Origin of the sequence: Brucella cytisi, assembly GCF_038433355.1 — a bacterium.
In the GTDB taxonomy this organism is placed as follows: Bacteria; Pseudomonadota; Alphaproteobacteria; order Rhizobiales; family Rhizobiaceae; genus Brucella; species Brucella cytisi.
On record NZ_JBCAUP010000002.1, the window covers coordinates 71174 to 95667 of the forward strand.

Consider the following 24494-nt stretch of genomic DNA (forward strand, 5'->3'; position numbering starts at 1 on the left):
TATGCCATCGTTCTCCCCAAGCCTTGAAAGGGCCCTGCATCAAGCCCTCACAATTGCAAACGAGCGGCATCACGAATATGCGACGCTCGAACATCTTTTGCTTGCCTTGATCGACGATCAGGATGCGGGCGCAGTGATGCGTGCCTGCAGCGTCGACCTTGAGCATCTCAAACGTATCGTTACCGACTATATTGATCGCGAACTTGATAATCTCGTCACGGGTTATGACGAGGATTCCAAGCCAACTGCCGCTTTCCAGCGCGTCATTCAGCGCGCGGTCATTCATGTGCAATCCTCGAACCGTGAGGAAGTAACCGGTGCCAACGTGCTGGTTGCCATTTTTGCGGAACGGGAAAGTCATGCTGCCTATTTCCTCCAGGAGCAGCAGATGACACGTTATGATGCCGTGAACTATATTTCGCATGGCATCTCCAAGCGCCCGCAGAACAGCGAAACTCGCCCGCCGCGCGGCGCAGAGAGCGCAAGTGAAGAACGCACCAGCACAGAACAGGAAGAAAGCGCCAAGAAGAAGCAGGACGCCCTGTCTGCCTATTGCGTCAATCTGAATGAGAAAGCCAAGGCCGGGCGTATCGATCCGCTGATCGGTCGTGACAGCGAAATCAGCCGCACCATTCAGGTACTCTGCCGTCGTTCGAAGAACAACCCGCTTTATGTGGGTGATCCCGGCGTCGGCAAGACTGCGATTGCCGAAGGTCTTGCCAAGCGGATCGTTGAAGGACAGGTGCCTGAAGCGCTTGCCGATGCGACGATATTCTCGCTCGACATGGGCACACTTCTGGCTGGCACCCGCTATCGCGGTGACTTCGAAGAGCGTCTGAAGCAGGTCGTCAAGGAGCTCGAAGAGTATCCGGGTGCGGTTCTGTTCATCGACGAGATTCATACAGTCATCGGGGCTGGCGCCACTTCGGGCGGCGCGATGGATGCATCGAACCTGTTGAAACCGGCGCTTTCATCGGGTGCTATCCGCTGCATCGGATCGACGACCTATAAGGAATATCGTCAGTTCTTCGAGAAAGACCGTGCCTTGGTGCGTCGCTTCCAGAAGATAGATGTCAATGAGCCTTCGATCCCGGATGCGATTGAAATCATGAAGGGGCTGAAGCCCTATTTCGAGGATTTCCATAAGGTCAAGTACACGGTCGATGCCATCAAGACGGCAGTGGAACTTTCTGCGCGTTATATTTCGGATCGCAAATTGCCAGACAAGGCAATTGATGTGATTGACGAAACAGGTGCCAGCCAGATGCTATTGCCTGAGAACAAGCGCAAGAAGACCATCGGCGTGAAGGAAATCGAAGCGACAATCGCAACGATGGCCCGTATTCCGCCGAAGTCGGTATCGAAGGATGATGAACAGGTTCTCTCGCATCTGGATGCTGAACTGAAGCGTGTCGTTTACGGTCAGGATCTGGCCATCGAAGCGCTGTCAGCGTCGATCAAGCTCGCCCGTGCGGGATTGCGCGAACCGGACAAGCCAATCGGCTCTTACCTGTTCTCCGGCCCGACCGGCGTCGGCAAGACGGAAGTCGCCAAACAGCTGGCAAGTTCGTTGGGCGTGGAACTCCTGCGTTTCGATATGTCGGAATATATGGAACGTCACACCGTATCGCGGCTCATCGGTGCGCCTCCCGGCTATGTTGGCTTCGATCAGGGCGGACTCCTGACCGATGGCGTCGATCAGCATCCGCATTGCGTGCTGCTGCTTGATGAGATCGAGAAGGCACACCCCGATCTGTTCAACATCTTGTTGCAGGTAATGGATCATGGCTCGCTGACCGATCACAACGGCAAGAAGATCGACTTCCGCAATGTGATCCTGATCATGACCACCAATGCCGGTGCATCGGATATGGCGAAGGCAGCAATCGGCTTCGGTTCCACGCGTCGCGAAGGCGATGACATGGAAGCGATCAACCGCTTGTTCACGCCTGAGTTCCGTAACCGACTGGATGCGATCATTCCGTTCGGTCCGTTGCCGGTTCCGGTCATTCATCAGGTTGTGCAGAAGTTTGTGCTTCAGCTTGAAGCACAGCTTGCTGAGCGCGGCGTGACCTTTGAACTGACCGAAGGCGCAATCGCCTGGCTTGCTGACAAGGGTTACGACGAGCGCATGGGCGCACGTCCGCTTGCCCGGGTTATCCAGGAACACATCAAGAAGCCATTGGCTGATGAGGTGCTCTTCGGAAAACTCAAGCATGGTGGCACAGTCCGTGTGGACGTCGTGACGAAACCGGACGGCAAGACCGATCTTTCGCTGGAAAGCGTGGCTGATAAGCCGGTAAGTCCGAAGAAGGATATTCCGGCTGAGAAGAAGCAGCTGCAACGCAAGAAGGCTGCGCCGAAGAAGGCAGAGAAGGAGAAGGTGCTGGCGGGCAAGGCCGAACCGGCGCCGAAATCTTCCCCGAAGTCCTCGGCGGCCAAATCTTCGGTGCCGAAAGTGCCACGTAAGAAGTAACAAGCAAGCGAAACGGCCCTCTCTGAGGGCCGTTTTGTTGTGAGCATGAGGCTGGTGTGAAGGAAAACTGAGGTTTTCCGATCTGAGTGGTAAAAACCGGGTGCAACTTGCTCGGACCTTGCTCTAACGTGACTCCATGCCACCGATTCATTCCGATTATCCTGAGCAAAATTCAGAAGACCATCGTCACCTGCGATGGTTCTTGCGCGGCTGCACACGCATTGGCAGTATTCCAGCTCTATTGTTGATGAGTTCGTTTATCGGTTTTGCGGGACTGGCAATTGAAAGCGGCATCACCGTTGTTCAAGCCGTCTTTATGACTCTGACCATCTGGGCGCTTCCGGCAAAGGTCGTTCTGATCGGAGCGATCAGTGCAGGTGTGGCTTTGCCTGCCGCGGCTCTCGCAGTGGGACTTTCGTCCGTGCGTTTGATGCCAATGGTGGTCGCGCTGCTTCCCGAGTTGCAGGGACCGAAAACGCGAAAACTGACGCTCGCTGCTCTGTGTCATTTCGTTGCCGTCACCGCCTGGGTCATGGCCATGGAGGAGCTGCGCAAGATCCCGCGTGATATGCGGACGAGCTATTTTGCGGGGATCGGTATGGTTCTGGTGGGAACCAATGCAATTGTCGTTGCTATCGTCTATTCGTTATCGACGTCTTTTCCGCCAATTGTTTTCGCGGCACTTTTCATGCTGACGCCGATGTATTTTCTGACGTCGCTCTGGCGTTCAGCCAGAGAAAGGGCAGGGCAGGTCGCAATGATTTCCGGGATCGTTCTGTTCCCCATATTTCATCATCTGGCTCCTGGATATGACCTGCTGATCACGGGGGTTCTCGGTGGGCTGATAGCATTTGGTTTTCACCGGATGCGCCGCGTATCGGTGGGGGCAACTGAATGAACTGGGACAGCTTTTCGACCTGGTGGTGGCCGTTTCTATTTATCCTCCTGGCTGGAGCGCTTCCAACCTATCTGTTTCGGCTGATGGGGGTGCTGGTTGGTGGGCGCGTGCGGGAGGATTCAGAAGTTCTCGTTTTCGTGCGCTGCGTCGCAACTGCGCTGGTTGCAGGCGTTATCGCGCAGCTTATTCTCTATCCTAATGGAGAACTGGCCAATTCGCCGCTCTGGCTCCGCGCTGGTTCCGCTGCGGCAGGATTTGCCGCCTTTCTCACTACCGGTAAGCGATTGCTCGTCGGCGTGCTCGTTGCGGAAATCCTGCTGGTAATCGGCCTGCTTACACTTTGAAAGTGTGAGTCTTATCAGAGCGCTGCACGAATCTTTTCAGCGTTTGCGGAAAGAACCGCTGCGTCTTCCATCTGTCCGGTATGGGGCTTGAGCGCCACGCCTTCAAAGCGCGGGATCACATGAAAGTGCAGATGATAGACGGTCTGGCCGGATGCCGGTTCGTTGAACTGCATGACGGTTACGCCATCGGCATTGAATGCCTTCTTCACTGCCTGCGCGATTTTCTGCACCACTTGAACAACATTCGCGAGGGTTTCCGGCTTGGCATCGAGCAGATTGCGGGAAGCAGTCTTTGGCACAACCAGCGTGTGGCCCGTGCCTTGCGGCATCACATCCATGAAAGCAACGACGTCATCGGTTTCGTAAACACGGGTGGACGGGATTTCGCCGCGCAGAATTTTGGCGAAGATATTGTTGTCGTCATAGGTGGCGGACATGCGATTCTCTCCAATGCGAAAATGTTTGACAGGATCAGACCGTATCAAGTCGCGTTAGGCAAGGTGGATAGAGCGAGCGCATCCCGAAAGGTGTGAAGCGGCTTTCGGATGAGATGCGCGTCAAAACAAACAATCAGAGCGCATCCCTGAATGGCGAGTGTTCTTCCAGGGCGTCCTGAATCTGTTCGACTTCGCGACGTTCATGATCGAGATAGTCGCGTACGGCGTTCCGAAAGCCTTCATGGGCAATATAATGCGCTGAATGGGTTGTTACCGGCACATAACCGCGGGCGATTTTATGCTCGCCCTGTGCTCCGGCTTCCACGACGCTGAGCTTTCGATCAATCGCAAAATCGATTGCCTGATGATAGCAAACCTCGAAATGCAGGTATGGGTGATCTTCGATGCAGCCCCAATGACGGCCGAAAAGTGTATCACCACCGATGAAGTTGATTGCACCGGCAATGTAATGTCCGTTGCGTTTGGCCATGACGAGCAGAATGTCTTCCGCCATGGTTTCGCCGATCCGCGAAAAGAACTGCCTGTTCAGATAGGGCCGTCCCCATTTGCGGCTACCGGTATCCGTATAAAACGCGAAGAAGTCGTCCCAGACGGATTCCCTGAGGTCGCTGCCGGTCAACCAGTCGATTTCGATACCATCCGACAAGGCTTCACGTCGTTCTTTCTTTAACGCCTTGCGTTTCCGAGATACCAGCTCATTCAGAAAATCATCGTAGCTTTTAAAGCCATTGTTTTTAAAGTGAAACTGCTGATCTTTGCGATGAAGAAACCCTGCGCGCTCAAGCGCGATGATCTCACCTGGTAGTGCAAATGTGACATGCGCTGATGAGACGCCGGATTGATCAGCCAGTTCCCGCAGTCCGCCAGCCAGCGCCAGTCGAACGGTTTCGCTTTCATAGGCAATGTGATTGAGGAGGCGCGGGCCAGTAGCCGGTGTAAACGGCACTGCGGCCTGAAATTTTGGATAGTATCGACCACCGGCGCGCTCGAAAGCATCAGCCCATCCATGGTCGAAGACATATTCTCCCTGACTATGCCCCTTGAGATAGTTCGGCACGGCTCCGATGAGGTGGCCCTGATCATCTTCAAGGCGCAAATGGCGCGGAAGCCAGCCCGCTTTTCGTGAAACCGAGCCTGATTCTTCCAGAGCCAGCAGGAAGTTGCGAGTAATGAAGGGATTGTAATGCGCGTCCTGCCGGGAAGCCCCGACAAGACTGTTCCATTCGTCTGCCGTGAATTCGCTGATATTCTCAACGACACGGAGAACAAAGCTTTGCTCATTCTGCGGATCTTCGTCGTTCACCGCTATTCCTTTGCCGTTATCGCACATATTTTGCGGCGTTCGGCGTGTTGTCGTCAAGCCACGAGGGCGCGTGGATCAAAGCCCTCGAACGTGATCTGGTCGACATTGAGATCGCTATGTTTCTGCATTTCCCGATCCCTCACTGTCCAGCTGATCACAGGCATTTGCAATTTCTCCCGAACGAAGGTGACGAACGGGTTGGGCAGGTGATGCACATTATAGGAGACGAAGGAGATGCCATGCGCCAGCATGGAGAAATGTCTTTCATAGTCTTCCCTGCGTGTACCTTCGGCTGTTAGACCGCCAGGAATTCCCGGTGCATCTGCCGCAAAACGGCGGATCAGGTGGTGATCGAAAGACATGATCGCGGCTTCGCCCTTATAGGACGCCAGTTCTTTGGCAACGGCGGCAACCAGACCGTCATCTTTACCTTCGATACCCTTCAGCTCGATAACGAGGGGAACGCGACCATCGACCAGATCAAGCATTTGACGAAGCGTCGGCACATGATCGGCGGTGCCGCCAATCTTCAGTGCGGTGGCTTCCTTCAGTGTCAGATCGCTGATGTAGCCTTCGCGACCGACAAGGCGCTTCAGTTCATCGTCATGAAAGACCACAACGCCGCCGTCAATTGTGAGATGCACATCGCATTCGATAGCGAAACCCGCCTTTGCTGCTGCTTCGAACGCTGAAAGAGTGTTTTCCCAGCGCTCTTTATTGAGATCGTGCAATCCGCGATGAGCAACAGGACGCTTCTTGATCCAGTCGATGGAAGTCATGTCAGGCAACCTCGATGATCGCTTCTATTTCAACAGGTGCATTGAGGGGTAGGCTCGCAACACCAACAGCCGAGCGGGCATGTTTGCCAGCGTCGCCGAGAACCGCCACGAGGAGATCGGAGGCGCCATTGGCCACAAGGTGCTGTTCCACGAAATCAGGTGTGGAAGCCACGAAGGCGGTAATCTTCACAATCCGCTTGATGCGGCCAAGGTCACCAAGAGCAGCCTTTGCCTGGGCAAGGATGTTGACAGCACAGGCGCGTGCAGCCGCTTGTCCGTGCGCAACCGTCAGCTCATCACCAATCTGCCCCGTGTGGACAAGCTTGCCGCCTTCCAGCGGAAGCTGGCCAGATGTGAGAAGCAGAGAACCGCTTTGCGCAAAAGGAACGTAGTTTGCGGCGGGTGCTGCGGCCTCCGGGATAGATATACCCAGATTTTTGAGGCGGCTGTCGATCGTGTCGGTCATTGTATTAATCCTTGCTTGCAAAGGTACTTCGCGATCTACCTATAGGCAGAATCGGTGAAGCTTTTGGGAAGGGTGCGTTTTTTGCCTCGCTTCCGCCACGAGTTTTTTTATCATGCTCGTCAACTCATCGGGAGATTCATGTATGCGTTTTTTCAAGAGTGCGGTTGCGGCGAGTGGAACGGCTGCTTGTGTATGGGCTGGATTCGCTGGCGTCGCTCATGCGGCCTCGACGGTAACGTTGGTTCCACATCGCGCAGTCTATGATCTGACCCTGGATCGTGCTGATGAAAAATCGGGGATCAGTGGTTTGACCGGTCGTATGGTCTACGAGTTCAACGGATCTGCGTGTGAAGGCTACACCACCAATTTCCGTTTCGTGACGCGGATCGATATGGAAGAACAGCCGCAGCGTGTGACCGACCAGCAGACGACGACTTTCGAAGGTGCAGACGGAAAGAACTTCCGTTTCGTCAACAAGACCTTCGTGGACAAGGAACTGGTCAAGGAAGTGCGTGGTGACGCGAAACTCGAGGGCGGCAAGACAGTCGTTGAACTGAACAAGCCGAAGGAAAACAAGCTTGACCTCAAGGGAACGCAATTTCCGACCGGACATATGGAAGAGCTGATCGGCAAGGCGGAAGCCGGGCAGAAATTTTACCAGACGTCGCTTTTCGACGCGTCCGAAGATGCCGACCGGGTGGTTGCTACCACCGTTGTCGTCGGCAAGGAGCAGTCTCTGCCGGATGATGAGGCCAAGGTCATGGGTAAATTTTCCAAGGATCAGGTCTGGCCGGTGACGATTGCCTATTTCGATGACAAGGAAAAGCAGGACGGCCTGCCGATCTACCGCATTAATTTCAAGCTCTATCGCAATGGCATCACCCGCGACCTCACTATGGACTATGGAGATTTCTCCATGCGCGGGAAGCTTGTGAAGCTTGATGTCTATGACGCGGCAAAACAGACCGCGACCTGCAAATAAGCACGCCGATTGGCGTGTTTGTTCGCCTGTTCGATGCTATATTGTGTAGACGACTTGCAATTTACGGCGTGATCAGTTAACAGCGCGCCTATTCCACACACGGGATTGGGCTTTTGTCGGGAGAAATCCGGCAAAAACCTCCGGTGGCGAGAAATCGCCTCAGCCCGTGGAGGTTAAACCGGAAAAGGAAAATAAAGATGGCATTGCCTGATTTCAGCATGCGCCAGCTTCTGGAAGCTGGTGTTCACTTCGGCCACCAGACCCATCGCTGGAACCCGAAAATGGCACCATACATCTATGGTGACCGTAACAACATCCACATTCTCGATCTGTCCCAGACCGTTCCTCTGCTGCACAATGCGCTGAAGATCGTTTCGGACACGGTTGCTCGTGGCGGTCGCGTTCTGTTCGTCGGCACGAAGCGTCAGGCTTCGGACATCATTGCCGATGCTGCCAACCGTTCGGCACAGTATTATGTCAATGCACGCTGGCTCGGCGGCATGATGACCAACTGGAAGACGATCTCCAACTCGATCCAGCGTCTGCGCAAGCTCGACGAACTTCTGGCTGGCGAAGCTCAGGGCTTCACCAAGAAGGAACGCCTGAACCTTGAGCGTGAGCGTGAAAAGCTTGACCGCGCCCTCGGTGGCATCAAGGACATGGGTTCGGTTCCGGACCTGATGTTCATCATCGACACCAACAAGGAAGCGATTGCTATTCAGGAAGCCAAGCGTCTTGGTATCCCGGTTGTCGCAGTGATCGACTCGAACTGCGATCCAGACCAGATCGACTACCCGATTCCGGGTAACGACGACGCTGCACGCGCTATCGCTCTCTATTGCGATCTGATTGCTCGCGCTGCTCTCGACGGCATTGCTCGTCAGCAGGGCGCAATGGGCATCGACGTTGGCGCGCAGGCTGAAGCTCCGGTTGAGCCAGCCCTCGAAGCTCCGGCTGAAGGCGCTTAATCAGCGTATGATTTCATCCATCCGTCATATCTGCGATAGGGCGGGTGGATAATCTCGTTTCATCCCGGTGCGGGATTGTGATTCCTGAAGTGCAATGCTCAGGGTGATCGCGATCCAGAAACCAAGCGCCGGTTAAAAGTTGGCACACCCATCCGGTGTGCCTTCGCTTTCATGAAAGGCGATATCATGAGCATTTCCGCATCTCTCGTCAAAGAACTCCGCGACCTCACCGGCGCCGGCATGATGGACTGCAAAACAGCACTTGCTGAAACCAATGGCGATATCGAAGCTGCCGTTGACTGGCTGCGTGCCAAGGGCATTGCAAAGGCTGACAAGAAGGCTGGCCGTACGGCGGCCGAAGGTCTGGTTGGCGTTGCAGCTTCCGGCAACAAGGCTGTTGTCGTTGAAGTCAATTCCGAGACCGACTTCGTTGCCCGCAACGATGCTTTCCAGGATCTGGTCCGCAAGATCGCTCAGGCTGCTCTGTCGACCGACGGTTCGACCGAAGCTGTGGCCAACGCAAACGTTGACGGCAAGACCGTTACCGAAACGGCAAAGGACGCTGTTGCCACCATCGGTGAAAACATTGGCTTCCGCCGTTCGGCTGCGCTGACCGTCCCGCAGGGCGTTGTCGCGACCTACATTCACAACGGCGTTGCTGATGGCCTCGGCAAGCTCGGCGTTCTCGTAGCAATCGAAACCGCTGGCGATGCAGAAGCTGCAAACGCATTTGGTCGTCAGGTTGCCATGCACGTTGCTGCAATCAACCCGCTGGCTCTCACCGCCGAGGACGTTGACCCGGCTGCTGCCGAGCGCGAAAAGGCGATTTTCATCGAGCAGGCCCGTGAATCCGGCAAGCCGGACAACATCATCGAAAAGATGATCGAAGGCCGTATGCGCAAGTTCTACGAAGAAGTTGTTCTTCTTTCGCAGGCTTTCGTCATCAATCCTGACCTGACGGTTGCAGCTGCCCTCAAGGAAGCTGAAAAGACCATCGGTGCACCGGCCAAGATCACCGGCTTTGTCCGTGTTGCTCTCGGCGAAGGCATCGAGAAGGAAGAAACCGACTTTGCTGCTGAAGTAGCTGCTGCTGCCAAGGGCTAAGTGGCTCCGTTTTTTCAGCGCATTTTGTTCCGAAAACCGGTTTCCACTTTTCGGAATGCGCTGATTGCCTGAAAAGGCTTTTGATTATGAAGGGCATCGCGTGACAACGCGGTGCCCTTCGTGTATCGGAACCCAAACACAACCACTTGATCACAATCTGCGGAGAGCATCCAATGTCCGGTAAGCCCGCCTACAAACGCGTCCTTTTGAAAGCCTCGGGCGAGGCATTGATGGGCAGTCAGGGCTTTGGCATTGATGTTTCCGTTGCAGACCGTATTGCAAGCGATATCAAGCAGGCACGGTCGCTTGGTGTTGAAGTTGGCGTCGTGATCGGCGGCGGTAATATTTTCCGTGGGGTTGCTGTGGCCTCCAAGGGCGGAGACCGCGTCACAGGCGATCACATGGGTATGTTGGCCACGGTCATCAATTCGCTGGCGCTGCGTACTTCCCTGCACAAGATCGGCGTCGATTCTGTCGTGCTCTCGGCCATAGCCATGCCTGAAATCTGTGAGAGCTTCTCGCAGAGACAGGCTACGGCTTACATGGATGAGGGCAAGGTCGTGATCTTTGCTGGTGGCACCGGAAATCCTTTCTTCACGACGGATTCGGCAGCAGCTCTTCGTGCTGCGGAAATTGAAGCGGATGCGCTTTTGAAGGGTACGCAGGTTGACGGAATCTATTCTGCCGACCCGAAGAAGAATCCGAACGCGACGCGTTTTGACAGTTTGACCCACAAAGAAGTTCTCGATCGCGGGCTCGCAGTCATGGATACAGCCGCTGTTGCCCTTGCGCGTGAGAACAACATTCCGATAATAGTCTATTCCATCCATGAAAACGGCGGCTTGGCCGAAATTCTGCAAGGCAAGGGACGCTGCACGATCGTTTCCGATAATTGATCGACCTTTGCTGCGTATCGAAGGAGAAAATGCATGAGTGATGCTTTCGACATCAACGACCTGAAACGCCGCATGGAAGGCGCTATCAACTCTTTGAAGCACGACCTTAACGGTCTGCGCACGGGCCGCGCTTCAGCAAGCTTGCTGGAGCCGATCGTGATCGAGGCCTATGGCTCGACCATGCCGATCAATCAGGTTGCCAATATCACTGTTCCCGAATCGCGTATGCTTTCGGTTTCCGTCTGGGACAAGAGCATGGTGGGCGCTGTGGAACGCGCAATTCGCGATTCCGGCCTCGGTCTCAATCCGATCACCGATGGTACGACGCTGCGCATTCCGCTACCGGAATTGAACGAACAGCGCCGCAAGGAACTGGTCAAGATCGCGCACCAGTATGCTGAGCAAGGTCGTATTGCTGCCCGTCATGTTCGTCGTGACGGTATGGACACGCTGAAAAAGCTGGAGAAGGACAGCCTCATCAGTCAGGATGATGGCCGCGTTCTGTCTGAAAAAGTGCAGAAGCTGACGGACGAAACCATCGCTGAGATGGATAAGGTCGTTGCAGTGAAAGAAGGGGAGATCATGCAGGTCTAGTACCTGCATGGTTTTCATTGAGGGAGAGCTTCGCCATGTCCGATCCGCGCCACATCGCCATTATCATGGATGGCAATGGCCGTTGGGCGAAGGCGCGCAATTTGCCGCGCAGCGCCGGGCACCGGGCAGGCGTGGAAGCTCTTCGTGAGATTGTACGGGCGGCCGGGGATCGTGGCCTCGGCTACCTTACATTGTTTGCGTTCTCTTCAGAGAACTGGTCCCGCCCCAGCGGCGAGGTGAACGATCTTCTGGGGTTGCTGAAGATTTTCATCCGACGCGATCTTGCTGAGCTGCACCGCAATAATGTGCGTGTCAGTATTATCGGCGAGCGCGAGGAACTTGCCGCCGATATACGTGCGCTATTAGTCGAAGCGGAAACGCTTACGCGTCGCAATACAGGCCTCAACCTGATCATAGCTTTCAATTACGGTTCCCGCGACGAGATCGTCCGTGCCGTTCGAAGTCTGGCGCGTGATGTCGCTGCCGGACTGCTTGATCCTGCTTCCATTTCCAGTGAACTGGTTTCCGCAAATCTCGATACAGCCGGGATACCCGATCCCGATCTTATCATCCGTACGAGCGGGGAAATGCGCCTGTCGAATTTCCTGCTCTGGCAAGCGGCGTATTCCGAGTTTCTATTCCTGCCCATTCATTGGCCTGATTTCCGCGCGTCTGATCTTGATGCAGCCTATGAGGCTTTTCGCCAGCGCGAGCGTCGGTTTGGCGGCGTTGAAGTGCGCGCCGGACTGGAAGACCGTGAAGAAGAAATCGCATGCCCTTCGACCAAGGGGGCGGCAGTCTAAGGTGGTTCCCGAGAGTTGGGACGACTGAAAATGCTCTAATATGGCGTAAGCCAGTCCGTCGAAAGGTCTCAATGTCCAATCTGCAAACCCGCATCATTACTGCCATTGTCCTCGGTGCAGCCGCCTTGTGGCTGACGTGGGTCGGCGGTTTGGGTTTCACACTGTTTTCGATTGCAATCGGATTGGCCATGTTCCACGAGTGGACGAGCCTGACCGCACCGAAGCAGACAGTGTTCTCGCGTGTGTTCGGCTGGGCATGGCTGGTGCTCACAAGCGTTCTGCTTGTTATGGACCGGAGCGCTTTGCTGACGATTGGCGTTCTGTTGGTGGGCACCCTCATTCTTCTGGCCACGCAATGGCGGACAGGGCGCGGCTGGCCAGCGGCGGGGCTTTTCTATGCAGGTTTCTCCGCCGTTTCGCTTTCACTCCTGCGCGGCGATGAGCCCTTTGGCTTTACTGCGATTGTTTTCCTTTTCGCAGTTGTCTGGTCCACGGATATCGCGGCCTACTTCAATGGCCGGGCACTGGGCGGGCCGAAACTGGCACCGCGCTTTTCACCGAACAAGACATGGTCAGGCGCCATCGGTGGCGCCGCGGCTGCGGTAGCCGGTGGCATTCTGGTTGCCTCACTGGTGGCTGCTCCCGGCAGCTGGCTGGTACCGCTACTCGCATTGCTGCTGTCTGTCGTTTCGCAGATTGGCGACCTTGCAGAATCATGGGTGAAGCGCCAGTTCGGCGCAAAGGACTCTGGCCGTCTTTTGCCGGGGCATGGCGGTGTTCTGGATCGCGTGGACGGGCTTGTCGCTGCTGCCGCACTTTTGTACCTGTTTGGTGCAATTTTTGCAGAGCCAGACGTGCCGTCCGCTATATTCTTCAGTTTCTAAGGGTGCGACGGATGAGTTTGTGGGATTGCTCAAAACGCATTCGGTTCTTCGGAAGCCCACTAGCGTTGTGTAAGGAGTAGTGATTTGCAGGAGGCGTTGGCCTTTTTTCTGGGTGGCGAAAGTCTGCTTGTCGGGACCATCATTCCATTCCTCTTTGTTTTGACCGTTGTGGTCTTTGTTCATGAAATGGGCCACTATCTGGTTGCGCGCTGGTGCGGCATTGGCTCACAGGCATTTTCTATCGGCTTCGGACCTGAGCTGATCGGTTTCACGGACAAGCACGGCACGCGGTGGAAGATTTCTGCCATTCCGCTTGGTGGCTATGTCAAATTCATCGGTGACGAGAGCGCCACGAGCTCTCCAGTTGACGTCGATAATGCAAGCCTGAGCGCAGATGAGCAGCGAAGGGCATTCCATACCCAGCCTGTGTGGAAGCGTGCGGCGACCGTCTTTGCCGGTCCTGCTTTCAATATCATTCTGACGATCGTTATCTTCAGTGTCTTCTTCGCGCTCTATGGGCGTCAGATTTCCGATCCGCTCATAGCTGGCGTCCAGCCTGGCAGTCCTGCTGCTGAAGCAGGGTTTGAAGCCGGGGATCGTTTTATCAGCGTTGAGGGCGAAAAGATCACAACTTTTTCCGATGTGCAGCGCATCGTATCCGGACGGGCCGGGGACAAGCTGAACTTCACTGTCGAGCGTGATGGCAAGATGGTAGATTTGCAGGCCGTTCCGGCAATCGTCGAGCGTACGGATCCGCTTGGAAACAAGATCAAGCTTGGCGCCATCGGCGTGGAAACCACTGAAGCTGTCGGTAATTTCCGCCGGATTGAATATGGTCCCCTCGAATCAGTGGGACAAGCTGTCATGGAAACGGGCTACATTATCAGCCGCACAGGAGAGTTTTTTCAGCGTTTTGCGGTCGGGCGTGAGGATAAATGTCAGCTCGGTGGTCCGGTGAAAATTGCCAATATGGCTGGTAAGGCTGCAAGTCAGGGTTTTGACTGGCTCATCCAGCTAATGGCAATGTTGTCGGTTGGTATCGGGCTTTTGAACCTGTTTCCATTGCCTCCGCTGGATGGCGGTCATCTGGTTTTCTATGCGGTGGAGGCCATAAAGGGTAGCCCGGTATCTGTTGCGGCGCAGGAAATTTTCTATCGTGTTGGGTTCCTACTTGTTATGGGATTCATGGGGTTCGTACTTTTCAACGACCTGTTTGCCTGCTAGATGACTCTCCGGCTGGCTCAGGTGGTGATCTTGGGGATCGGTGCAGGCTGGAGGGTTCCAGTCAGCTAACCGCTATGATGCGCATCTTCTCTGGCGAGGATCGGGGAAGGTGTTAAACAGAAGTGAAAATTGGGAGTGACTGCTCGAAAAGCTAAGCGATTTGTTTACCATAACGCTCAAATCGCGTGGCGCGGATGCCACGCTGGTTGCTTAAGTAAACAGAATTTAACCGTGACGCTTGCTTGTATGGAAAAACCGGGTATGACGGTTGTATCTGTACGTGCTTTTCTGGGTTAATCGCCCCGGGGACAGAAAGAAACGAAGGTTCGGAAAGCCTATGACGGCAAGTTCTAAATTCTTTGGCGCCGCTTCTGCGCTCGCCATGTCAGTGGCTCTTGTGGCTTCGGGTACTGCTGCACTCTCGCTGGCTTCGGTCAATGTTGCCGAGGCTGCTGTCGTTAGCCGTATCGAGGTACGCGGTAATACACGCGTCGACGCACAGTCCATCCGCGACAATATCGACATTCGTCCGGGCAAGGCCTTCACCAGCGCTGATATTGATGCTGCGGTGAAGCGTCTGTTTGCGATGGGTCTGTTCTCGGATGTTCGTATTAATCAGTCCGGCAGCACGCTCGTCGTGAATGTTTCTGAGCGTTCCGTCGTCAACAACGTCCTTTTCCAGGGCAACAAGAAGATCAAGGATCCTGATCTTACTCGTGCTGTTCAGCTCAAGCCGCGTTCGCCTTATGACGCTGCGACGATGGAAGCTGACGTTGAAGCGATCAAGGGAGCCTATGCGCATATCGGGCGCAGCGATGCGACCGTGAATGCACGTACTGTTGATCTTGGTCAGGGGCGTGTGAACGTCGTTTATGAAATCAACGAAGGTTCGCGCACGAAAATCGCAAATGTCGATTTCGTTGGCAATCAGGCATTCGGCTCTCGTCGTTTGCGCGACGTGATTTCGACCAAACGTTCGAATCCGCTTTCGTGGCTGACGCGTAATGACGTATATGACGAAGGGCGTCTTCAGGCTGACGAGGAAACGCTCCGTCGTTTCTATTACAATCGCGGCTATGCGGATTTCCGCGTTATTTCATCGAATGCAGTTCTCGATCCGTCGACAAACGAATACACGATCACCATCACGGTTGATGAAGGTCAGCGCTATACATTCGGCAATGTAAGCGTCGAGAGCAATGTTGATGGCGTTGACGGGCAGGCCCTGGATCATCTGGTCAAGACTCGTTCGGGTAAGCCTTACAGCGCCAAGGAAATCGAAGATTCGGTTCTCGCAGTTACCGAAAATGTTGCCGGTAGTGGTTATGCTTTCGCCAAGGTTGAACCGCGTGGCGATCGTGATTTCGAGAACCATACGATTTCGGTCGTCTATAGCGTTGACGAAGGTCCGCGCGCTTATATTCAGCGCATTGAAATTCGCGGTAACGACAAGACGCGTGACTTCGTGATTCGTCGCGAATTCGACATGAACGAAGGCGATGCCTTCAATCAGGTCATGGTACAGCGCGCGAAGCGTCGTCTCGAAGCGCTTGACTTCTTCCAGACGGTCAATATCTCGACGGCGCCTGGCTCTGAGCCGGATCAGGTTATTCTTGTCGTTGATGTCGTTGAAAAGTCGACCGGCGAATTCTCGATCGGTGGCGGTTACACGACAGGCGGCGAATCGCCGGGTGCGCAGGTCGAAGCTGCTATTACCGAGCGTAACTTCCTCGGACGCGGCCAGTACATCCGTATCAGCGCCGGTGCCGGTCAGGATGATATGCGCAATTATGGCCTGTCGTTTACGGAGCCATATTTCCTCGGATATCGTCTCTCGGCTGGTTTCGATGTATTCCGTCGTACGTATCGCGTAAACGATGATTACGACGTCGAGCAGACCGGTGGTACGATCCGCTTCGGTCTTCCGATCACGGACAATTTCTCGGCAGGTATCGCGTATAACCTCGTTCAGGAAAAGTATGACCTGTTCCGTGCGGACGCTGACAACTACTATGCGCCTGCCTTGCTAGAGGCTGCTGAGCATAGTCCGTGGTTGCGTTCGTCGATCAGCTACTCGCTGACCTACAACTCCATCGACGACATGAAGAATCCGCATGACGGTCTTTATGGCAAGTTCACGCAGGAGTTCGCAGGTCTTGGCGGCGATGCCAAGTACATCAAGACCACGTTCAAGGGTAACTACTACAAGACGCTTTCTCAGGAAGCCGATATCGTCGGTATGCTGGGCATTGGCGGTGGTTATATCCATGAATTCGGTGATGATGGCGTCCGCATCTTTGATCTGTTCAAGAACAATTCGGACATCATCCGCGGCTTCAAGTTCAATGGTATCGGTCCATATCAGGATGCCGCGAACGGCAAACGCTACTGGATGGGCGGAACGACCTATATCAACGGTACGGCTGAAGTTCAGTTCCCGATGCCGCTCGTTCCTGAAAGCTTGGGTATTCGTGGCGCCTTTTTTGCTGATGCCGCAACGCTTTATGGTAATGACTCCTCGCAGGGCGGTTCGCCAATCTATGGCGACGACAAGAAGCTTCGCGCTTCGGCAGGTATAAGCCTGATGTGGGCTTCGCCGTTCGGTCCTCTGCGTTTTGACTATGCGTTCCCGATCGCGAAGGCTGATACCGACAAGGTTCAGAACTTCAACTTCGGTGTTTCGACCAAGTTCTAATAGATTTGCCTTTTCCCGGGGTATAACAACCCCGGGGAAGAAAGTGTTTTGATGGCAGATCCTGTTTTTTTCGCGCCTTCGCGTGAACTCACGATTGGCGATATCGCAGATTTTACCGGTGCAAGACTTCGTGACCCGAAGCTTGCACCGCGTTCTGTTGCGCGTCTTTCTTCGCTTAAAGATGCTGTTGAGGGTTCTCTTGTTTTCGTCGAAGGCAAGAAGAATGCCGACGGTCTCTCATCGATCAATGCCGCGGGCGTTCTATGTAGCGAGGCTGTGGTGGATAGCGTGCCGTCGCACATAGCTGCACTCGTTACCCGCAATCCGCAACGGGACTTTGCATCCGTTGGTCGAATGCTGTTTCCAGCGTCCGTCAAACCGGTCAGCTGGTTCGGAGAAACTGGTGTTTCTTCAGCGGCGATTATTCATCCGACAGCACATATCGAGGATGGTGCGACCATCGAGGCCGGCGCAGTTATCGGCAGGGGCGTAAGTGTCGGCAGCGGTACGCTGATCGCGTCAACAGCGGTTATCGGTGAAGGCAGCCAGATAGGTCGCAACAGCTATATTGCCCCCGGTGTAACCGTTCAGTGTGCTTTCATCGGCAATCAAGTGTCTCTTCATCCTGGTGTGCGGATTGGGCAGGACGGTTTCGGCTACGTCCCAGGTCCCGCCGGCTTGGAGAAGGTTCCCCAGCTCGGCAGAGTCATCATTCAGGACAATGTCGAGATTGGCGCCAATACGACGATCGACCGTGGTTCGTTGAACGACACCGTCATTGGCGAAGGTACAAAGATCGATAACCTCGTACAGATCGCCCACAACGTGCGAATCGGCCGTTTTTGTATTGTTGCGGCTCATTGCGGCATTTCTGGCAGCTGTGTCATCGGTGACCAGACGATGCTGGGTGGTCGTGTGGGACTTGCCGACCATTTGATTATCGGTTCGCGCGTGCAGATTGCCGCAGCGAGCGGCGTTATGAATGACATACCCGATGGCGAGCGCTGGGGCGGTATTCCCGCTCGGCCTATCAAGCAGTGGTTCCGAGATATCGCGAACATACGTAGCATCGGGCAATCGAGAAAGGAGCAATCCTCTGATGAGTGATGCAAATCAGACCAAGCTGGAAGCAGCAGATATCCAGGATCTTCTGGCAGTGCTGCCGCATCGCTATCCATTTTTGCTGATCGACCGGATTGTTGACATTGACGGCGACGTCTCCGCAACCGGCATCAAGAATGTGACGATCAACGAGCCGCATTTCACCGGACATTTCCCTGAAAAGCCGATTATGCCGGGCGTATTGATTGTCGAAGCCATGGCACAGACGGCGGGCGCTATTTCTCTGCTTCAGCGCAAAACCGGGCGCCCTGGCGTGGTCTATTTCATGACTATAGATAATGCCAAATTCCGTCGCCCGGTCATACCGGGAGATCGACTTTTGCTTCACGTAAAGAAGATCAAGCAACGCGCAAATATCTCGAAATATGAATGCGTCGCCGAAGTCGATGGTGTAAAGGTTGCGGAAGCTGAAGTAGCTGCGATGATCAGTACAGCTGAAGAAAGCCAGTGAGCATATCAATGAAAGAAACATTTATTCACCCCACCGCTCTTGTTGAGCAGGGTGTGGAACTGGGGCAGGGTGTGTCTGTCGGCCCCTTCTGTCACATTCAGTCTGGCGCCGTCATAGGCGACAATTCGGAATTGATGAGTCATGTAGTGGTGACTGGTGCAACGACGCTTGGCGCAGGTGGAAAGGTTTATCCGCATGCCGTTCTGGGTTGCGATCCGCAGAACAACAAGCATAAGGGCGGTCCAACGAAGCTGAACATTGGCACAAATTGCCTGATCCGCGAAGGCGTGACCATGCACAAGGGGTCAGACAGCGCACGTGGTTACACTTCGGTTGGCAACAACTGTTCGTTCCTGGCTTACGCGCATGTGGCACATGATTGTGACATTGGCGACTACGTCACCTTCTCCAACAATGTGATGATTGGTGGCCACACGACAATCGGACATCACGCTATTCTGGGTGGTGGTGCGGCTATCCATCAGTTTGTGCGCGTTGGACATCACGCTTTCGTTGGCGGCATGGCTGCGGTTGTAAGCGATCTTATCCCGTACGGCATGGCGATTGGGGTGCACGCTCATCTCGGTGGATTGAACATCGTCGGCATGAAGCGTTCCGGTATGGAACGCAAAGAGATTCATAATCTCCGTCATGCAGTTCGGATGCTGTTTGATCGCACAAAGCCCATTCGGGATCGTGCAAAGGACGTTCTTACTGCGATACCGGATTCTCCGGCTGTCATTGACATGATCGACTTCATCAATGTCGATACCAAACGTGCCTACTGTACACCTCCGCTCGATGCGGTCCATGGTGGGGCCGGGCATGACAGCGGCGAAGATTGAGCAAATACCGCGTCTTGCAGATGATGCGGGACGCGTTGCAATTATCGCCGGTAATGGCCTGCTGCCGATCAGTGTGGCGGAGGCCCTTGAGGCTGCGGAGAAGAAGCCATTCCTCGTACCGTTGCGAGGGGAGGCTGATCCGGTACTCTACAAGTACGAGCATCAGGAAATTTCCATCGTAGAGTTTGCAAAGCTCGTGCGGTCCATGAAGGCTGCCGGTGTGGATCGCGTTGTCCTCGCTGGTGGCGTGACAAGCAGGCCCCATGTCAGTGATCTGAAGTTTGACTGGCCTACTCTGCGCGCAGTGCCTTACGTTTTACGTGCGCTGGGGCAAGGCGACGATGCTCTTTTACGTGCATTTATCGGCTTGCTGGAATCCTTCGCTTTCAAAGTTGTCGGGGCTCACGATGTTGTTCCGGATTTACTTTCCCCGTCACCTGCTCAAATTTTGACGCGAAAAGCACCGGACGCGAGAGAACGTCATAATCTTGAACTTGCAATGGAATCTGCGCTTCGTCTGGGTGATCTGGATGTCGGGCAGGGTGCTGTTGCGGTTGGCGGACGTGTCGTTGCGCTCGAAGGGGCCGAAGGCACAGATCAAATGATAGAGCGTGTGCGCGAGTTACGTGCAGCTGGCCGCATACCTCGTCGTGGCGGTGTTCTCGTCAAGATGGCGAAGCCGCGACAGGACGAAAGAGCAGACCTTCCGACCATCGGAATTTCTACGATTGATAATGCCGTAAAAGCGGGATTATCAGGAATAGCTGTTGAGGCAGGCAGGACATTCATTCTAGGCTTCGGTGAAACCATCGCGGCGGCCAATGCAAGAGGCCTTTTCATAGAGACGGTCAGTCGCGAGAAAAAGGATATCAAGAAGTGAACACCACCAACCGGCCATTGAAAATAGCAATAGTGGCCGGTGAAGAATCCGGTGATCTTCTAGGTGCCGACCTTATCGATGCGTTGCGGAGCCAGACAGACCGCTTGGTTGATATCATTGGTGTCGGTGGTGATCACCTTGCAGCCCGGGGAATGAAGTCCTTTTTTGATCCGCACGAGATTGCGCTTATGGGGCTGGGCGCAATTCTGAAGAACTTACCGGGTCTAATGCGGCGTATCGGCCAGACCGCTAGAAGCATCATCGCTGAGAAACCGGATTGCGTACTTCTGATTGACAGTCCGGAGTTTACACATCGCGTTGCCAAGAAGATCAGGGCTGCAAATCCATCGATTCCCATCGTGAAATATATCGCACCAAGCGTGTGGGCCTGGCGGCCGCAACGCGCGCGGGCGATGAAAGCCTATTTCGACTATGTGTTGACTATTCTTCCATTTGAGGTGGAGGTCATGCAGCGGTTAAGCGGGCCGAGTGCCACTTATGTCGGACATCGCCTTTCCAGTTATGAACCTATACTGCGGGCACGGGCTGAACAAAAAACTTTGGAAGCGCGACGGACTGCTGAGTCCCGGAAAACATTGCTCGTTCTGCCGGGGTCTCGTCGGACTGAAATCCAGATGCTTATGGAACCGTTCGGGCAGGCTGTTGGTGAATTAGCTGCCCGGGTCGATAAGCTCGACGTCGTTCTGCCGACACTGCCACGCATTGAGGAAATGGTTCGCGATCTTTCAAAGGACTGGGCTGTCAAACCGCTTATTGTGCTGGGTGATGAGGAAAAGTGGAAAGCTTTTTCTAAAGCCGATGCAGCGCTTGCTGCTTCAGGGACGGTTTCGCTGGAGCTGGCTCTATCGCGCATTCCAAGCGTGCTTTCCTATAAGGCGGACTGGTTCGCACGCAAGTTTCTGATGCCCAAGATCACGATCTGGAGCGCTGCCTTACCAAATATCATCGCCGACGAACCGGTCGTTCCTGAGTATTTTAATGAGTTTGTCCGTCCGGGAATGCTTGCACGCAACCTTGAACGGTTGATGCGGCCTGGATCGGCACGTCAGGCGCAGCTGGACGGATTTGATAAAGTTGCGTCGATCATGGCGACGGAGCAACCCTCTGGCGAGATCGGGGCGCGCGTCATTCTGGAACTGGCAGGCGATTCCAAGAGCTGATTTTGACTGTAGATAGGATATGAAAAACCCCGGTTGTTTTGGCAACCGGGGTTTTTATTACAATCTGATGTTTACTTGCGCTTTGCGAGCGGCACGTAATCCCGCTCGGGGGCGCCGGTATAGAGCTGGCGCGGACGGCCGATCTTCTGCTGCGGATCTTCGATCATTTCCTTCCACTGTGCGACCCAGCCGACGGTGCGGGCGAGAGCAAAGAGAACCGTGAACATTTCGGTCGGGAAGCCGAGAGCCTTCAGCGTGATGCCGGAGTAGAAGTCGATGTTTGGATAAAGCTTCTTCTCAATGAAGTATTCGTCCGTCAGGGCGATCTTTTCCAGTTCCATTGCAACGTCGAGCAACGGGTCGTCTTTGATGCCCAGTTCGCCCAGAACTTCATGGCAGGTCTTCTGCATGATCTTGGCGCGTGGATCGTAGTTCTTGTAGACGCGGTGACCGAAGCCCATCAGACGGAACGGATCGTTCTTGTCCTTTGCACGGGCGATGAATTCTGGAATGCGGTCCACAGAGCCGATTTCAGCCAGCATATTGAGCGCGGCTTCATTTGCACCGCCGTGGGCAGGGCCCCAGAGGCAGGCAACGCCAGCAGCAATACATGCAAACGGATTGGCCCCAGAAGAACCGGCAAGGCGCACGGTCGAGGTCGAGGCATTCTGCTCATGATCTGCGTGGAGAATGAAGATGCGGTCCATTGCGCGAGCCAGAACCGGATTGACCTTGTAATCCTCGCATGGAACGCCAAAGCACATGTGCAGGAAGTTCGACGCAAAATCGAGGTCGTTCTTCGGGTACATGAACGGCTGGCCGATATGGTACTTGTAGGCCATGGCGGCAAGCGTTGGAACCTTGGCGATCAGACGGATCGACGCGACCATACGCTGATGCGGGTCGGTGATGTCGGTCGAGTCATGATAGAAAGCCGACATTGCACCAACGCAGCCGACCATGACTGCCATGGGATGAGCGTCGCGACGGAAGCCCGTAAAAAACTTCGTCATCTGCTCGTGAATCATTGTGTGACGCGTCACACGATAGTCGAAGTCAGACTTTTGCGTCGCGGTCGGCAGTTCGCCGTAGAGAAGCAAATAGCAGGTTTCCAGAAAATCACCGTGTTCGGCGAGCTGATCGATCGGGTATCCGCGATAGAGCAGGGTGCCTTCATCGCCATCGATGTAAGTGATCTTGGATTCGCACGATGCCGTGGATGTGAAGCCCGGATCGTAGGTGAACATCTGGGAATTCTTGTAAAGTGGACCGATATCGACGACGTCTGGTCCGACAGTGCCTTGTCGTACAGGCAGGTCGAATGTTTTGCCTTCTAGTGTAAAGCTGGCTGTCCTATCTGACATCGTGTTTCCTTTCATGTCCACTTTGCCGCCCGCACGACGGCAGAATTGTAATCGTCGTTATAATTTGTCTTTTATCTCTTGGAATGGTCCCCGCCCCTATGGGGACCATCAGCGTTTAGCGCATTATCCTAACGATTTTGCCCGTCAAACTATCCCAAACGGTTCGCGATGCAATGCGTAATTTGAACTATTTACGCCGGTTTTGTCACGTCAGCGTGAATGTTCCCACCTTAACCGATTTGATCGCGAATACGTCCGAGGGACTCTTCACGTCCAAGGACGAAAAGCACGTCGAACACACCCGGAGAGGTAGCGCGACCGGTCAGAGATGCACGTAGGGGCTGTGCAATCTTGCCCAGTTTCAGGCCGGTTTTTTCTGCGTGAGTCCTTACGACGCCGTCAAGAGATTCAACGGTCCATTCGCCAGCTGCTTCCAGATCAGGGAGTACGGATTTGAGCACTGCCCGGCCTTCGTCGTTCAGGAGAGAAGCTGCCTTTTCGTCAAGATCAAGCGGACGGGCAGCAAAGATGAATTTCGAACTATCAGCCAGTTCCACCAAAGTTTTGGCACGGTCCTTCAAGCCCGGCATAGCGGCAAGCAATTGTGCGCTTCGCTTGTCGTCGAGAGCGTCGGCAATTTCCTTGCCACCCTCGATCTCCGGCAGAACAGCGATAAGCGCATCATAAAGCGCCTTATCGTCACTGGCGCGCATATAGACGCCATTGATTGCCTCAAGCTTCTGAAAATCGAAGCGAGCTGCCCCCTTGTTGATATCCTTCACATCGAACCATTCGATCATCTGTTCGGTCGACATGATTTCGTCGTCGCCGTGGCTCCAGCCGAGACGTACAAGATAATTGCGCAGAGCAGCAGGCAAATAACCCATCGCACGGTAGGCATCCACACCCAAAGCGCCATGACGCTTGGAGAGTTTTGCACCGTCCGCACCATGAATGAGGGGGATATGCGACATTTGCGGCACGTCCCAACCCATTGCATCATAGATGACTGTCTGCCGTGCAGCATTGGTCAGATGATCGTCGCCGCGAATGATATGCGTCACGCCCATGTCGTGATCATCAACAACGACTGCATGCATGTAAGTCGGCGTACCATCGGAACGCAGAATGATGAAATCGTCCAGGTCTTTGTTGGGGAAGCGCACATCGCCCTGCACAGCGTCCTGCACGAGGGTTTCGCCTTCCTGCGGTGCCTTGATCCGGATGACCGGCTTTACGCCTGCAGGCGCTTCTGACGGATCGCGATCACGCCAGCGACCGTCATAGCGCGGCGGACGGCCTTCTTCGCGTGCTTTCTCGCGCATTTCGGCCAGTTCTTCTGGTGTTGCATAGCAATAATATGCCTTGCCGAGAGCGACGAGCTCTACCGCGACTTCGCGATGGCGAGGCGCGCGCTCGAACTGAGAGATGGCATCGCCGTCCCAATCCAGACCAAGCCAGGTCAAGCCATCAAGAATGGCAGCCGTCGCGGCGTCGGTGGAACGTTCCCGGTCGGTGTCTTCGATGCGCAGCAGCATCTTGCCACCGCTGTGCTTGGCATAAAGCCAGTTGAACAAGGCAGTGCGCGCACCACCAATGTGCAGATACCCCGTGGGCGAGGGGGCAAAACGGGTAATGACCGGTTTCGACATGATAGCTCCACTATGTCGTGCGCCTTTCTAGAGCAGCGGCAAATGCCGGAGATACAGGCGCGAACTTGAATTCCAATGCCTGCGCGAGAATGCCCGGCAGGTAATCGGGGTTCGTTATGCGAACC

At 54.7% G+C, this 24494-nt stretch carries 23 protein-coding genes; 17 read left to right on the forward strand and 6 right to left on the reverse strand.

The genetic code is table 11. The features are described from left to right. Position 1: 1 nt before the first annotated feature. The 3 genes from clpA to AAE521_RS02605 all read left to right on the forward strand — a co-directional run bounded on the left by clpA (position 2) and on the right by AAE521_RS02605 (position 3718). Complete coding sequence (gene clpA / locus AAE521_RS02595) at positions 2–2476, forward strand: ATP-dependent Clp protease ATP-binding subunit ClpA (RefSeq protein ID WP_029924654.1); 2475 nt, start codon at positions 2–4, stop codon at positions 2474–2476. 247 nt (positions 2477–2723) lie between these two features. After that, positions 2724–3374: an AzlC family ABC transporter permease gene (locus tag AAE521_RS02600; protein WP_235817397.1), complete on the forward strand. Its 651-nt coding sequence runs from the start codon at positions 2724–2726 to the stop codon at positions 3372–3374. Next, positions 3371–3718, forward strand: a complete 348-nt coding sequence (locus AAE521_RS02605; RefSeq protein ID WP_029924658.1) for an AzlD domain-containing protein — start codon at positions 3371–3373, stop codon at positions 3716–3718. The genes AAE521_RS02600 and AAE521_RS02605 overlap by 4 nt, the downstream gene beginning before the upstream one ends. A 14-nt stretch (positions 3719–3732) precedes the next feature. Here AAE521_RS02605 and AAE521_RS02610 read toward each other — a convergent pair whose 3' ends face one another. The 4 genes from AAE521_RS02610 to AAE521_RS02625 all read right to left on the reverse strand — a co-directional run bounded on the left by AAE521_RS02610 (position 3733) and on the right by AAE521_RS02625 (position 6724). Beyond that, positions 3733–4155, reverse strand: coding sequence for an HIT family protein (locus AAE521_RS02610; protein ID WP_029924661.1), 423 nt, complete (start codon positions 4153–4155; stop codon positions 3733–3735). Positions 4156–4288: 133 nt separating this feature from the next. Beyond that, positions 4289–5479, reverse strand: a complete 1191-nt coding sequence (locus tag AAE521_RS02615; RefSeq protein WP_084093965.1) for a GNAT family N-acetyltransferase — start codon at positions 5477–5479, stop codon at positions 4289–4291. A 53-nt stretch (positions 5480–5532) separates the two neighbouring features. Next, the gene (locus AAE521_RS02620) at positions 5533–6258 is read right to left on the reverse strand and encodes a glycerophosphodiester phosphodiesterase (protein WP_071630138.1); all 726 of its coding nucleotides are present in this window, start codon (positions 6256–6258) and stop codon (positions 5533–5535) included. 1 nt (position 6259) lies between these two features. Continuing rightward, positions 6260–6724, reverse strand: a complete 465-nt coding sequence (locus AAE521_RS02625; RefSeq protein WP_006471616.1) for a RidA family protein — start codon at positions 6722–6724, stop codon at positions 6260–6262. Positions 6725–6866: 142 nt separating this feature from the next. On the opposite strand from AAE521_RS02625, the gene eipB reads away from it, so the two are divergent. From eipB to lpxB, 14 genes are all read left to right on the forward strand, one after another. Then, positions 6867–7706 carry a cell envelope integrity protein EipB gene (gene eipB, locus AAE521_RS02630; RefSeq protein ID WP_071630140.1) on the forward strand — a complete coding sequence of 280 codons (840 nt, stop codon included), beginning with the start codon at positions 6867–6869 and terminating at the stop codon, positions 7704–7706. A gap of 197 nt (positions 7707–7903) precedes the next feature. Then, a complete protein-coding gene (gene rpsB, locus AAE521_RS02635; RefSeq protein WP_010659976.1) occupies positions 7904–8674 on the forward strand; it encodes a 30S ribosomal protein S2 in 771 nt (256 codons plus the stop codon). A 186-nt stretch (positions 8675–8860) separates the two neighbouring features. Beyond that, positions 8861–9778, forward strand: a complete 918-nt coding sequence (gene tsf, locus AAE521_RS02640) for a translation elongation factor Ts (protein WP_036578226.1) — start codon at positions 8861–8863, stop codon at positions 9776–9778. A gap of 173 nt (positions 9779–9951) precedes the next feature. Beyond that, the gene (gene pyrH, locus AAE521_RS02645) at positions 9952–10674 is read left to right on the forward strand and encodes a UMP kinase (RefSeq protein WP_342060405.1); all 723 of its coding nucleotides are present in this window, start codon (positions 9952–9954) and stop codon (positions 10672–10674) included. A 33-nt stretch (positions 10675–10707) separates the two neighbouring features. Continuing rightward, positions 10708–11268, forward strand: a complete 561-nt coding sequence (gene frr / locus AAE521_RS02650; protein ID WP_010659979.1) for a ribosome recycling factor — start codon at positions 10708–10710, stop codon at positions 11266–11268. 35 nt (positions 11269–11303) lie between these two features. Then, complete coding sequence (locus AAE521_RS02655; protein WP_010659980.1) at positions 11304–12071, forward strand: isoprenyl transferase; 768 nt, start codon at positions 11304–11306, stop codon at positions 12069–12071. A gap of 71 nt (positions 12072–12142) precedes the next feature. After that, complete coding sequence (locus AAE521_RS02660) at positions 12143–12955, forward strand: phosphatidate cytidylyltransferase (protein WP_010659981.1); 813 nt, start codon at positions 12143–12145, stop codon at positions 12953–12955. A gap of 84 nt (positions 12956–13039) precedes the next feature. Further along, positions 13040–14179 carry an RIP metalloprotease RseP gene (gene rseP, locus AAE521_RS02665; protein WP_012091955.1) on the forward strand — a complete coding sequence of 380 codons (1140 nt, stop codon included), beginning with the start codon at positions 13040–13042 and terminating at the stop codon, positions 14177–14179. A 337-nt stretch (positions 14180–14516) separates the two neighbouring features. Beyond that, positions 14517–16874, forward strand: coding sequence for an outer membrane protein assembly factor BamA (gene bamA / locus AAE521_RS02670; RefSeq protein ID WP_342060406.1), 2358 nt, complete (start codon positions 14517–14519; stop codon positions 16872–16874). Between the two features lie 51 nt (positions 16875–16925). After that, positions 16926–17981, forward strand: a complete 1056-nt coding sequence (lpxD, locus tag AAE521_RS02675) for a UDP-3-O-(3-hydroxymyristoyl)glucosamine N-acyltransferase (RefSeq protein ID WP_010659984.1) — start codon at positions 16926–16928, stop codon at positions 17979–17981. Continuing rightward, positions 17974–18447: a 3-hydroxyacyl-ACP dehydratase FabZ gene (gene fabZ, locus AAE521_RS02680; RefSeq protein WP_104756356.1), complete on the forward strand. Its 474-nt coding sequence runs from the start codon at positions 17974–17976 to the stop codon at positions 18445–18447. The genes lpxD and fabZ overlap by 8 nt, the downstream gene beginning before the upstream one ends. Before the next feature lie 8 nt (positions 18448–18455). Beyond that, the gene (lpxA, locus tag AAE521_RS02685; protein WP_342060407.1) at positions 18456–19292 is read left to right on the forward strand and encodes an acyl-ACP--UDP-N-acetylglucosamine O-acyltransferase; all 837 of its coding nucleotides are present in this window, start codon (positions 18456–18458) and stop codon (positions 19290–19292) included. Beyond that, complete coding sequence (locus AAE521_RS02690; protein WP_342060408.1) at positions 19273–20172, forward strand: LpxI family protein; 900 nt, start codon at positions 19273–19275, stop codon at positions 20170–20172. Before lpxA ends, AAE521_RS02690 begins: the two co-directional genes overlap by 20 nt. Then, complete coding sequence (gene lpxB, locus AAE521_RS02695; protein ID WP_342060409.1) at positions 20169–21353, forward strand: lipid-A-disaccharide synthase; 1185 nt, start codon at positions 20169–20171, stop codon at positions 21351–21353. The genes AAE521_RS02690 and lpxB overlap by 4 nt, the downstream gene beginning before the upstream one ends. A gap of 71 nt (positions 21354–21424) precedes the next feature. On the opposite strand, the gene gltA is transcribed toward lpxB, so the two are convergent. Continuing rightward, positions 21425–22717 carry a citrate synthase gene (gene gltA / locus AAE521_RS02700; RefSeq protein WP_010659989.1) on the reverse strand — a complete coding sequence of 431 codons (1293 nt, stop codon included), beginning with the start codon at positions 22715–22717 and terminating at the stop codon, positions 21425–21427. A 230-nt stretch (positions 22718–22947) separates the two neighbouring features. Further along, a complete protein-coding gene (gene gltX, locus AAE521_RS02705; protein ID WP_342060410.1) occupies positions 22948–24369 on the reverse strand; it encodes a glutamate--tRNA ligase in 1422 nt (473 codons plus the stop codon). Positions 24370–24494: the final 125 nt, after the last annotated feature.

Excerpts from the sequence above, each read along its gene's own strand:
- clpA (WP_029924654.1), top strand. The coding sequence starts at position 2 with ATGCCATCGTTCTCCCCAAGCCTTGAAAGGGCCCTGCATCAAGCCCTC.
- AAE521_RS02600 (WP_235817397.1), top strand. The coding sequence starts at position 2,724 with ATGAGTTCGTTTATCGGTTTTGCGGGACTGGCAATTGAAAGCGGCATC.
- AAE521_RS02605 (WP_029924658.1), top strand. The coding sequence starts at position 3,371 with ATGAACTGGGACAGCTTTTCGACCTGGTGGTGGCCGTTTCTATTTATC.
- AAE521_RS02610 (WP_029924661.1), bottom strand. The coding sequence starts at position 4,155 with ATGTCCGCCACCTATGACGACAACAATATCTTCGCCAAAATTCTGCGC.
- AAE521_RS02620 (WP_071630138.1), bottom strand. The coding sequence starts at position 6,258 with ATGACTTCCATCGACTGGATCAAGAAGCGTCCTGTTGCTCATCGCGGA.
- AAE521_RS02625 (WP_006471616.1), bottom strand. The coding sequence starts at position 6,724 with ATGACCGACACGATCGACAGCCGCCTCAAAAATCTGGGTATATCTATC.
- eipB (WP_071630140.1), top strand. The coding sequence starts at position 6,867 with ATGCGTTTTTTCAAGAGTGCGGTTGCGGCGAGTGGAACGGCTGCTTGT.
- rpsB (WP_010659976.1), top strand. The coding sequence starts at position 7,904 with ATGGCATTGCCTGATTTCAGCATGCGCCAGCTTCTGGAAGCTGGTGTT.
- tsf (WP_036578226.1), top strand. The coding sequence starts at position 8,861 with ATGAGCATTTCCGCATCTCTCGTCAAAGAACTCCGCGACCTCACCGGC.
- pyrH (WP_342060405.1), top strand. The coding sequence starts at position 9,952 with ATGTCCGGTAAGCCCGCCTACAAACGCGTCCTTTTGAAAGCCTCGGGC.
- frr (WP_010659979.1), top strand. The coding sequence starts at position 10,708 with ATGAGTGATGCTTTCGACATCAACGACCTGAAACGCCGCATGGAAGGC.
- AAE521_RS02655 (WP_010659980.1), top strand. The coding sequence starts at position 11,304 with ATGTCCGATCCGCGCCACATCGCCATTATCATGGATGGCAATGGCCGT.
- AAE521_RS02660 (WP_010659981.1), top strand. The coding sequence starts at position 12,143 with ATGTCCAATCTGCAAACCCGCATCATTACTGCCATTGTCCTCGGTGCA.
- bamA (WP_342060406.1), top strand. The coding sequence starts at position 14,517 with ATGACGGCAAGTTCTAAATTCTTTGGCGCCGCTTCTGCGCTCGCCATG.
- lpxD (WP_010659984.1), top strand. The coding sequence starts at position 16,926 with ATGGCAGATCCTGTTTTTTTCGCGCCTTCGCGTGAACTCACGATTGGC.
- fabZ (WP_104756356.1), top strand. The coding sequence starts at position 17,974 with ATGAGTGATGCAAATCAGACCAAGCTGGAAGCAGCAGATATCCAGGAT.
- lpxA (WP_342060407.1), top strand. The coding sequence starts at position 18,456 with ATGAAAGAAACATTTATTCACCCCACCGCTCTTGTTGAGCAGGGTGTG.
- AAE521_RS02690 (WP_342060408.1), top strand. The coding sequence starts at position 19,273 with ATGACAGCGGCGAAGATTGAGCAAATACCGCGTCTTGCAGATGATGCG.
- gltA (WP_010659989.1), bottom strand. The coding sequence starts at position 22,717 with ATGTCAGATAGGACAGCCAGCTTTACACTAGAAGGCAAAACATTCGAC.
- gltX (WP_342060410.1), bottom strand. The coding sequence starts at position 24,369 with ATGTCGAAACCGGTCATTACCCGTTTTGCCCCCTCGCCCACGGGGTAT.